This is a genomic window from Flavobacterium sp., assembly GCF_044371705.1.
GTDB lineage: Bacteria > Bacteroidota > Bacteroidia > Flavobacteriales > Flavobacteriaceae > Flavobacterium.
Genome location: NZ_JBILTE010000092.1, coordinates 1 through 10,712, shown reverse-complemented (window position 1 = coordinate 10,712; position 10,712 = coordinate 1). Strand labels below are relative to the sequence as shown.

Below are 10,712 nucleotides of genomic sequence, written 5' to 3'. Positions count from 1 at the left end.
AATTATATTTACCAAACTGACAATAGTTTTTTAAATTTATTTTTATCCGCTAGTAACTTATTTTCATAATGTAACAATTACAGTATTTTAAATACTAATTTAGTTAACTCTTAAACTAACAGTATGCAAACTCAAAAACAATCAATTAAAAATTTAATATTTACGTTTGGATTAATTTTAGCCCTGTTATCAATTTTACTTTCAGTTGTAAAATATGTGATGGGCAAACATCTTGAAAACAGTGCCATTGATAGCATTATTGGCCTAGTATTGTTAATTGGTCTGGTCGTGTACCCAATCACTCTGTTCAAGAAACAAAACAAAGGTTTCATAAACCTTAGTCAGTCTTTAAAAATAGGTTTAGGTGTTGCCGCAGTTGCGGCAGTTATTTCTGTGGGTTACTTTATTATTTTCGTCAATTTTATCGAACCTGAGTTTGTAAACGATGTTATGAGTGCTGAAATGTCAAGACAGATGAAAGCCAATCCTACTATGTCAAAAGCCGACTTAGACAAAGGCATGGAAATGGGTAAAGGTTTTGTACTACCAATGTTGTATGGCGGAATTATAGTTGTAAATTTATTTTTAGGATTCATTACCTCATTAATAACTGGATTGGCGATTAAAAAAGAATAAAATTGATTTGTTCTTTGTATTTTTGAACGCTACATAGACAATCAAGATGAATATATCAGTAGTAATACCGCTACTTAACGAACAAGAATCTCTAGCAGAATTGCATTCCTGGATTAAAAAGGTAATGGATTCTCATTCCTATTCCTATGAAATCATTTTTATAGATGATGGCAGTACCGATCAATCCTGGAACATTATTGACCAACTATCTCATGAAAACAATCAGGTAAAAGGTATCCGTTTCCTTAAAAACTTTGGAAAATCACAAGCGTTACATGCCGGTTTTGCAAAGGCTCAAGGAGATGTGATTATTACTATGGATGCTGATTTACAAGACAATCCGGAAGAAATTCCTGAATTATACAACCTGATAACCAACGAAAAGTTTGATTTAGTTTCCGGCTGGAAGAAAAAAAGATATGATTCGGTTGTTTCCAAGAACTTACCATCTAAACTTTTTAATTGGGCCGCCCGAAGAACTTCAGGTGTTCAATTAAATGATTTTAATTGCGGACTAAAAGCCTACAAAAATATAGTCGTTAAAAATATTGAAGTTTCGGGTGAAATGCATCGTTACATTCCGGTTTTAGCAAAAAATGCAGGATTTGCTAAAATAGGAGAAAAAGTGGTCAAACACCAAGCTAGAAAGTATGGTGAAACCAAATTTGGGATGGAACGATTCATCAATGGTTTCCTTGATTTAATAACTATTTGGTTTTTGTCGCGATTCGGCAAAAGACCCATGCACCTTTTTGGAGCAATGGGTGTTGTCATGTTTACTATTGGTTTACTCTCCACAGGGTTTATAATTGTTGTGAAACTGATAAAATTATACACTGGTTTCGAAACAATACTTGTAGCCGACAATCCTTTATTTTACATTGCTTTAACTACAATGATTATAGGAACGCAATTATTTCTCGCAGGTTTTCTGGGTGAAATCATTTTACGCAACAAAGCCAACCAAGATAATTATAAAATTGCAGAAGAGATAAACATGAAATAAAAGAATAATGTAAAAGCCAATCAAACTAATAAAAGCCAAAATCATGAATTTAGAAATTATTGAAAATAGAATTATTGAGTTAAGAGGTCAAAAAGTGATGCTCGATTTTCACTTAGCCGACTTATACGAAATTGAAACTAGAGTTTTAAAACAAGCAGTCAGACGAAACCTAAATCGGTTTCCATCTGATTTTATGTTTGAACTCTCTGACAATGAAATAGATTCTCTGGTATCACAATTTGTGATACCTTCAAAAAGCAAATTAGGAGGTGCAGTTCCTTTTGCATTTACTGAACAAGGAGTGGCAATGCTTTCAAGCGTTTTAAATTCCGAGAAAGCCATTGCTATTAATATTGCAGTTATGCGAACTTTTGTTTCACTAAGACAATTTGCATTGAATTACAAAGATTTAAATGATAAAATCACAGAAATTGAAAAACAATTTCCGGATATTTATAAAATTTTAAACTTCTTGATGGAGAAAGATAAAACGCTTTCATCAACGAAAGAACGTACAAAAATAGGATTCAAAAAATAACAATTATGCATATTCCAGCGACTATACTAGAAAAAGTAAATGAATGGTTAACGCCAACTTTTGATGAAGCTACCCATGCATCCATTATCGAAATGATGACTTCGTCTCCCAAAGAATTGGAAGAGAGTTTTTATAAAAACCTTGAATTCGGCACAGGTGGCATGCGAGGCATCATGGGTGTTGGCACCAACCGCATCAACAAATATACGTTAGGGAAAAATACACAAGGGCTTTCAGATTACATTCTAAAGTCATTTCCAAACGAACAAACAAAGGTGGTGATTGCTTATGATTGCCGCCACAACAGTGATACGCTAGCCAAAGTAGTAGCTGATGTTTTTTCTGCGAACGGTATTAAAGTGTACCTGTTTTCAGCTTTACGGCCCACTCCAATTCTTTCATTTGCATTGAAATATTTAAACTGTCATGCAGGAATAGTATTGACTGCTTCTCACAACCCACCGGAATACAACGGTTACAAAGTGTATTGGCAAGACGGTGGTCAAATTGTGCCGCCACAAGACGATGAAATCATTAAGGTCATTGAAGAATTAAATTACAGTGAAATAAAATTCACTCCAAACGAAAGTTTGATTAAATATATTGACACCGATGTAGATCAAGCATTTATTAATTCTTCCATTGAAAATGCCAGTTTCAATACTCCAAAAGCAGCAAAAGAAGATTTAAAAATTGTATTTACCTCCTTACACGGAACATCGATTACTTTAGTGCCCGAAATGTTAGCAAAGGCGGGCTATACGAATGTGAATATTGTACCGGAACAAGAAGTTCCGGATGGAAATTTTCCAACCGTAAAATCTCCAAATCCCGAAGAACCCGAGGCATTGACTATGGCTTTGGCTTTGGCTAAAAAAGTAAATGCTGATATTGTTATTGGAACCGACCCGGATGCCGACCGACTAGGAGTTGCTGTTCGTAACTCAGAAGGAAAGCTGACTTTATTAAATGGTAACCAAACAATGGTTATCATGACGGCCTTTTTATTGGAACAATGGAAAAGAGCCAATAAATTTAAAGGAAATGAATTCATTGGTACAACCATTGTTTCTACTCCAATGATGCTTGAATTAGCAGCTGCTTATGGCGTGGAATGCAAAGTAGGATTAACCGGTTTCAAATGGATTGCCAAAATGATAAAAGATTTCCCAAACCAGAAATTTGTGGGAGGTGGCGAAGAAAGTTTTGGTTACATGGTAGGCGATGCCGTTCGAGATAAAGATGCCGTTGCCGCTACCCTACTCGTTTGTGAAATTGCCGCTCAAGCAAAAGCAGCAGGAAGTACCTTGTATCAAGAACTTCTGAATTTATATGTTGATCACGGCTATTTCAAAGAATATTTAATTTCTATCACCAAGAAAGGAATAGAAGGTGCCAATGAAATCAAACAGATGATGATTGATTTACGCAACAATCCATTAAAAGAAATCAACGGTCAACGTGTAATTTGTGTGGAAGATTATCAAAATTCTACTGTTTTAAATCTACTATCCAATGAAAAAGAACCTTTAGATATTCCAAAATCAGATGTATTGATTTATTACACCGAAGACGGTACAAAAATCTGTGCTCGACCTAGTGGTACCGAACCAAAAATTAAATTTTATTTCAGTGTAAACGCCACTTTGGATACTATTGAAAACGTCACTACTGTAGAAGCTGAATTAGATGCAAAAATAAAAGCCGTAATTACTGATATGAAACTGAACTAATGGATCAAAACTTAAAAAAGATAATTCCGTTTGCAGAAAAATTTAAAGGACACATATTCTGGAATGTAACCTTTAATGTTTTGTACGCTTTATTTAGCACACTTTCTTTTGTTGCCCTATTTCCTTTAATGGAAGTATTGTTTAAAATGAATGAACGAGTCATTGAATTACCAAAATATACCGGAATAACTGATTTAGGTTCCTATGGAAAGCAATACCTACAATATTACATCACTAAATTATCAGAAGAAGAAGGTCCGGAATACGCTTTATTATTAACGGTTGCATTAGTCATTTCAACCTTTTTATTTAAAAATCTATTTAATTATTTGGCCTCTCAACATTTGACCAAAGTTAAGAATGGCGTTCTGCGTGATTTGCGAGAGAAAATGTTTAGCAAAATTATCGCTCTTCCTGTTTCTTACTATTCAGAAAAAAGAAAAGGTGACATCATGGCTCGCATGTTAGGTGATGTGAATGAAGTACAAAATTCATTCTTTATGATTTTGGAACTAATCATCAAAGAACCTTTGACTATTTTGTTTGCCATCATCGCAATGATGAATATCAGTTTAAAATTAACCTTTTTTGTATTTATATTCATTCCCATTTCAGGATTTATCATTTCAAAAATCGGTAAAAGCTTGAAAGCAAAATCCCAGAATGTTCAAAAAGAAAATGGCTATTTGATTTCTATTGTTGAAGAGAGTTTAGGTGGCCTGAAAGTTGTAAAAAGCTATAATGCTGAAGGTTACTTTCAAAAAATATTCACAAACTCCATTGATAAATTATTGCGTTTAAACAATAGTATCGGCAAGAAAAACAATTTAGCCTCTCCCATGAGTGAATTCATGGGAATTGTTGTAATTGCTATTTTGTTATGGTATGGAGGAAATTTAGTATTGGTTGAAAAATCCTTGAATGGTGCTTTATTTATTGTTTATTTGGGATTAGCGTACAACATTTTAACTCCTGCAAAAGCAATTTCAAAGGCTTCCTATGCGGTAAAAAATGGTCTAGCAGCTGCCGAACGTGTTTTTGAAGTTTTAGAAGTAGAAAATACTATTGTTAATAAATCGGATGCGATTATCAAAACCGATTTCACAGATAAAATTAGTATCGAAAACATCAACTTCAGATATGAAGAAGAAAATATTCTAAAAAACTTTTCATTAACTGTCCCCAAAGGAAAAACGGTTGCATTGGTTGGTCAATCCGGAAGTGGCAAAAGTACGATTGCCAATTTGCTTACCCGTTTTTATGATGTAAACGAAGGAAGCATAAAAATTGACGGAACAGATATTCGTGATTACAACTTGCAATCACTTCGGGGTTTGATGGGATTGGTCACGCAGGATTCCATTTTGTTTAATGATACAATCAAAAACAATATTTTATTAGGCAAGCAAGATGCTACCGATGGCGAAATTATTGAAGCATTGAAAATTGCCAATGCCTATGAGTTTGTAAAAGATCTACCTAATGGTATTGATACAAATATTGGTGATGCCGGTGGAAAATTATCCGGTGGACAAAAACAACGTTTATCTATCGCTCGTGCCGTGTTAAAAAATCCACCAATCATGATTTTGGACGAAGCTACCTCAGCATTGGATACTGAAAGTGAAAAATTTGTGCAAGTCGCCTTAGAAAACATGATGCAAAACAGAACATCTATTGTAATTGCTCACCGACTTTCCACTATTCAAAAAGCAGATGTAATTGTGGTAATGCAAAAAGGTGAAATTGTTGAGCAAGGAACCCATGAAGAACTGCTGGCTAAAAACGGAATGTATTCGAAATTAGTGATGATGCAGTCGTTTGAATAGGGAAACGAGTTGCGGGTTGCGGGTTGCAGGTTAATGAACATATAAAATTATAAAATGACAAGAATAACTTTTACAATACTGTTTATGGTCGTAGCCGGACTATTTCTTTACGCAATGGCTCATTTTGAAAAGTTAGATATAGTTGCAAAATTTAGTTTTATTTTAGTTTTAGCAGCTTATACTGCAGGTCAATATTCCACTAAGTTCCCAAAAGAAAACAACTAATGTTTATTCACAATCCAAACATAATTCTTCCTGAAGACCCGGATACAATTGTTTGGAAATATTTGGATTTATCGAAATTTTTGGACTTACTCCTGTCCAAAAAATTATTTATGTCGAGGTCAGATAAATTTGAAGACCAATATGAAGGAACTTTTAGTGAACCAACGTATGAAGAAATACGGAAAATTGCAGAAAACAATCCGAAGTTTTTAAATTACTATAAATCACATCGGGAAAAAATCGCTATCAGTAGTTGGCACATCAACGAATACGAATCGTTTGCCATGTGGCAGATATTTACCAAAAACAATGAAGGTTTGGCCATTCAATCTACTATTGGAAGACTAAAGGAAGCTTTGCAACCGGAACGAAAAACCGAGCAGTATATTGGCGAAGTGAATTACATTGATTACAAAAAGGAGTACATTCCTTTTAACGATAATTTCTTTCCATTTCTTTTTAAACGAAAAAGCTTTCAATACGAACGTGAGGTGCGAATTATTTCCGACGTAACTCAAAATAAAATTGAAATCAACGATGGTTTAAAAATTGATGTAGATATTCATCAATTGATAGAGAAAATTTACATTCATCCAAAATCTGAAAACTGGTATAAAAATTTGGTCATTCAGTTAATGGAGCAATTAGGATTTAACTTCAGTATTGAAAAATCAGACTTAGAAAGTGATATTTTGATTTAATTAAACGGTTTGTATTCGTTTAACTTCCATTCTTTATCCAATAGATTTACGTAGTAATAAAACACGGCATCCTCTTTGTCAAAACCACCATTTTTATTGGTGTCTTCCGTCGATCTAAAGTAGAGTCGGTTTTTTGCATCAACCAAATCCCAATCAATTAACTCTTGAAAATCAGGTGTAAGTTTTAAAAAGTTCGACCCTGAGATTTCACTGATATATAGTGATTTAATGTCATTCGCATCCAATTTGCTGTCTTTATTAGTGTCCAAATCAGAAATGGTGTAAACCAAAATTTGTTTTTTCGATTTTTCAGCAATGGTGTTTAAATAAGTGGCAGTTTGAATCACAACCGCTTTATCAGTTAATGGACGAACTGATATAGAATCTACGTGTTGAAAATGGATATTTTGCAAATAGCCGGTTATTTCAAAACGATTATAATTGGAAATTGCGTAGCTCATTTTACTTGTACTGGAAGAACCATAACTTCCTCTATTAGAGCCATCATATACCCGAACTTCTCCAATTGGATGAAGCAAAAATTGTGTGCCTTCCATTAGAATGGGTAAATCTGCAATCCTGATTTGTGTAGTATCTAATTTAGGAACCACGTTTGTTTTTGATTCCACATAAATAACCTTAGGTTTTGTTTTTTCTGCATCTTTACAACCAATCATTATAAATAATGCTATTAAAACTATGTATTTTATATTTTGAATCATAAAGCTACGGGTTAAAGTTCAAAGGTATAAAATTAATCTTTAATTAAAGTCGAGCGGTCAATTTCAAATTAAAAACACGTGTAGTCATATAATTGGGAATTGCAAACTGATTTTTAGTATCAACATCACGAACCCAAGTATTCGAAATAGCATTTTGATTGTTGAATAAATTAAAAATTTCCAATCCTATCGATAAATCTTTAAATTTTTTCAACCAATGACCATTGGGTTTTAAATGATTGTTCTCAGTTAACACATAGGAGAATCCAACATCTGCTCTGCGATAATCGTTCAAACGAAGTTGATAATCATACGGATCTGCATACGAAGGAGAACCTCCCGGCAATCCGGTGTTGTAAACCAAATTCAAATACAATTTCAAACTAGGAATAGTAGGCACATAATCTTGAAACAAAATACCAAATTTTAAACGCTGATCTGTGGGTCTAGCAATAAATCCTCTGTCATTTTGATTTTCTTCTGTTTTTAAGTAGCCAAAACTAAACCATGATTCCGTACCCGGAACAAATTCGCCATTCAATCTAAAATCTGCTCCGTATGTGTAAGCGGTTGCTTCATTATTGGCTCTGTATCGAATACGAACATTGTCCAAAGTGTAGGTGTTGACATCTGTTAAATCCTTATAATAGGCTTCACTAATTAATTTAAAAGGTCTCTTCCAGATTTTAAAACTGTAGTCATTTCCCAAAACGAAATGAATAGACTGTTGTGCTTTTACATCCGGTTGAATCACACCTTGCATATCTCTTAACTCTCTGTAAAAAGGTGGTTGGTGGTACACGCCGGTTGCCAAACGAAAAATCATATCTCTATCCCAATCAGGTTTGATGGCAAATTGAGCTCTCGGACTAAAAACAGTTTGATTAGAATTAGCAACTCCATCTCCACTCACACCCCAATTGTGCAAGCGAACTCCCGCATTGTACCAAACTTCATTGGTGCCAAGCAAACTCTTTTTACTCCATTGCACATAGCCTGAAATCCGGTTAATAACTACATAATTCGTTGCACGGACATACTGATAAGGAACCAAGGGACCTTCATAGGGATTGTATGGTTGATCATTTGTTGGTAAACCCAAATCCGGAGGATTGATATAAAATCCGGAGGAATCAACAATTTCCCATTCAACCAAACGATCTCTAAAATCTTCACGAGTATATTTGAAACCCCATTCAATAGAGCTTTCTTTGACTTTGTGAAAACCTTTCACTTCTGCATTTACAATCAACGCATCCAAATCGTTCCTTGCATGGTTTAATTGAGCACCAATGCCTCTGTTAAAAGAAACATCACCATAGGTATCTGAACCAAAATTACCATCCACTTCGCCCAAAAAATAAGCGGCAAAAATATCAAAATATTCTTGTTCCATTGTATGATAAGCTGATCCGATAAACTTCAAGGTGAAGTTTTCATTAACTTCATAAGCTGCTTTAAATGCTCCAAACAATGTTTTGTAATTATCTTCCTCTTTACCATCATAAAAAACCTGCAGGGCACGCGGATCATCAATGGTTCCAAATTTTGTGATACGAGTTAATGGTTCGTAATTATAATCATTCTCCGAAATATTACCCAAAAAACTCAATTGCCATTTAGCATTTGGAGTAAATGTGAAATAGGTTTGAATATCTGCAAAAACGGGTGTGAAATTTGATTCTGTATCCTGACTGTCTACCAACAAACTGTTGTTTCGGTATCGAATGCCTGTTACATTGGTCCACTTTTGATTTTTCGAAACCGCATCCACTGATACACTTCCTCCTAAAAAACTGGCTTCCATTGAGGCTCCAAAACGTTTAGGAATTCGATAGGTAATATCTAAAACCGATGATAATCGATCGCCATATTTTGATTGAAATCCACCCGCTGAAAAATCAACATTTTGCACCATATCCGTGTTGGTAAAACTCAAGCCTTCTTGTTGCCCGGAACGGATTAAAAACGGGCGGTAGACTTCAATTTCATTGACATACACCAAGTTTTCATCAAAATTTCCACCACGAACGGCATACTGTGTACTCAATTCATTATTAGAATTTACACCCGGCAAAGTTTTTAGTATATTTTCAACACCTGCATTGGCACCGGGAATTTTTCGAATGGCTTCCGGTTCAATGCTGGTAATTCCTTCTACTCTTCTGCGATTGCCACTAGTTAAAATTACTTCCGGCAATTGCTCTTCTGAATCGCTCATTTGAAAATTATACTCAAAATCTTCATTGGGTTTCAATTCGACTTTCAAAACGGTTTTTTTCAGGGAAATATGGTTGAAAACCAGCGTGATTTTTTGATTGGCCGGTATCGTTAAGATATAGAAACCATTTATATTGGTAGTAGTTCCTTGCTCTCCAAAATTGATCGTTACACCTTCAACGGGATTATTATTTTTGTCTAAAATAATACCTTTTATTTGGGCTTTTTGAGCGTACGAAGCACTCGCAGCAAAAAATAACAGTAAAAAAAGTAAAATGGAATTCGTTTTCAAAAGATGGTTTTAGGGTTTTTGACTTCTAAAAAAATGAGTTTCAAATATAGTAGAATTTCCAACATTATCCACAACAATTACTTTTAATTCATTTCTGCCTTCTATAACGATATTATCTGCAAAATCGTGTGTGAGTTTATTTGTTTTAAAATCATATTCAAACAATATCCATTGGTTGTTTAAAAATCCGTCAAATGATTGAATTCCTGAGAAATCATCAGAAATGGCAACTTCCAATGCCGGAATTGTGCTCAGCCATTTTCCTTCTGAGAAATTCAAAGGTTTTATAAACGGAGCAATGGAATCTTTTACCAATTTAAATTCACCTAAACTACGTGTGTAAATCACAAAATTGTTGCCTTTGCCGTAGGTTTTGTTATAACTCAACTTTTCACCTTCTTTGGAAGCAATAAAATACTGATTGCGTTCCTTTTCAGAAACTACTGCACTTGGAATTGAGATGCTAACATTTTTTTTGATTGCCAAAGTAGGATTGCCAATTTTAACAACAGCATTCGTAACTTCAAAATCAATGTGGGTGTCTTTGTAGAATGTGTCCTCCGGAATAAAAACCGAAACACTGTCTTTTACATACTGGTGTTCATTTTTATACTTGACAAAATACTTGGTCTTTTTATCAACAGGTATAATTTTTGGTTTTGCATACGAAAATTGAATCGGAACATGAATTACTGTTTTGTTTTGGTGAAAATCTGTCACCTCAATTCTATACGTATAATTGCTATTTGGTTGAATGTTTATCAGTCCGTTCGACTGATTTTTACTAAGTAAACTTAATTCATAAGGCAT

Annotated in this window: 9 protein-coding genes and 1 pseudogene; 7 read left to right on the top strand and 3 right to left on the bottom strand. The window is 34.3% G+C overall.

The genetic code is table 11. The features are described from left to right. Positions 1–123 precede the first annotated feature (123 nt). Genes ACIQ2S_RS07885 through ACIQ2S_RS07855 form a run of 7 tightly spaced genes read left to right on the top strand, consistent with a single transcriptional unit; the run spans position 124 to position 6,668 of the window. Positions 124–636, top strand: coding sequence for a DUF4199 domain-containing protein (locus ACIQ2S_RS07885; RefSeq protein ID WP_396174726.1), 513 nt, complete (start codon positions 124–126; stop codon positions 634–636). Between the two features lie 46 nt (positions 637–682). Then, positions 683–1,642 (top strand): glycosyltransferase family 2 protein, encoded by a 960-nt coding sequence (locus tag ACIQ2S_RS07880; protein ID WP_396174724.1) that lies wholly within the window; start codon positions 683–685, stop codon positions 1,640–1,642. Between the two features lie 43 nt (positions 1,643–1,685). Further along, entirely contained in the window at positions 1,686–2,180 is a 495-nt protein-coding gene (locus tag ACIQ2S_RS07875; protein WP_396174722.1) for an ORF6N domain-containing protein, read from the top strand. Positions 2,181–2,185: 5 nt separating this feature from the next. Next, positions 2,186–3,913 carry a phospho-sugar mutase gene (locus ACIQ2S_RS07870; protein WP_396174720.1) on the top strand — a complete coding sequence of 576 codons (1,728 nt, stop codon included), beginning with the start codon at positions 2,186–2,188 and terminating at the stop codon, positions 3,911–3,913. Beyond that, positions 3,913–5,742 (top strand): ABC transporter ATP-binding protein, encoded by a 1,830-nt coding sequence (locus ACIQ2S_RS07865; RefSeq protein ID WP_396174718.1) that lies wholly within the window; start codon positions 3,913–3,915, stop codon positions 5,740–5,742. The genes ACIQ2S_RS07870 and ACIQ2S_RS07865 overlap by 1 nt, the downstream gene beginning before the upstream one ends. 54 nt (positions 5,743–5,796) lie before the next feature. Beyond that, complete coding sequence (locus ACIQ2S_RS07860; protein WP_396174716.1) at positions 5,797–5,967, top strand: hypothetical protein; 171 nt, start codon at positions 5,797–5,799, stop codon at positions 5,965–5,967. Next, entirely contained in the window at positions 5,967–6,668 is a 702-nt protein-coding gene (locus ACIQ2S_RS07855) for a hypothetical protein (RefSeq protein WP_396174714.1), read from the top strand. The genes ACIQ2S_RS07860 and ACIQ2S_RS07855 overlap by 1 nt, the downstream gene beginning before the upstream one ends. Here ACIQ2S_RS07855 and ACIQ2S_RS07850 read toward each other — a convergent pair. The 3 genes and pseudogenes from ACIQ2S_RS07850 to ACIQ2S_RS07840 all read right to left on the bottom strand — a co-directional run. After that, the gene (locus tag ACIQ2S_RS07850; RefSeq protein WP_396174712.1) at positions 6,665–7,390 is read right to left on the bottom strand and encodes a hypothetical protein; all 726 of its coding nucleotides are present in this window, start codon (positions 7,388–7,390) and stop codon (positions 6,665–6,667) included. The genes ACIQ2S_RS07855 and ACIQ2S_RS07850 overlap by 4 nt on opposite strands. 43 nt (positions 7,391–7,433) lie before the next feature. Then, entirely contained in the window at positions 7,434–9,902 is a 2,469-nt protein-coding gene (locus ACIQ2S_RS07845) for a carboxypeptidase-like regulatory domain-containing protein (RefSeq protein ID WP_396174709.1), read from the bottom strand. Positions 9,903–9,911: 9 nt separating this feature from the next. Then, positions 9,912–10,712 (bottom strand): annotated as a pseudogene (locus ACIQ2S_RS07840) (M23 family peptidase); the annotation flags it as partial.

What these genes read in the sequence shown, in the direction of transcription:
- ACIQ2S_RS07885 (WP_396174726.1), top strand. Translation starts at nt 124, where the DNA reads ATGCAAACTCAAAAACAATCAATTAAAAATTTAATATTTACGTTTGGA.
- ACIQ2S_RS07880 (WP_396174724.1), top strand. Translation starts at nt 683, where the DNA reads ATGAATATATCAGTAGTAATACCGCTACTTAACGAACAAGAATCTCTA.
- ACIQ2S_RS07875 (WP_396174722.1), top strand. Translation starts at nt 1,686, where the DNA reads ATGAATTTAGAAATTATTGAAAATAGAATTATTGAGTTAAGAGGTCAA.
- ACIQ2S_RS07870 (WP_396174720.1), top strand. Translation starts at nt 2,186, where the DNA reads ATGCATATTCCAGCGACTATACTAGAAAAAGTAAATGAATGGTTAACG.
- ACIQ2S_RS07865 (WP_396174718.1), top strand. Translation starts at nt 3,913, where the DNA reads ATGGATCAAAACTTAAAAAAGATAATTCCGTTTGCAGAAAAATTTAAA.
- ACIQ2S_RS07860 (WP_396174716.1), top strand. Translation starts at nt 5,797, where the DNA reads ATGACAAGAATAACTTTTACAATACTGTTTATGGTCGTAGCCGGACTA.
- ACIQ2S_RS07855 (WP_396174714.1), top strand. Translation starts at nt 5,967, where the DNA reads ATGTTTATTCACAATCCAAACATAATTCTTCCTGAAGACCCGGATACA.
- ACIQ2S_RS07850 (WP_396174712.1), bottom strand. Translation starts at nt 7,390, where the DNA reads ATGATTCAAAATATAAAATACATAGTTTTAATAGCATTATTTATAATG.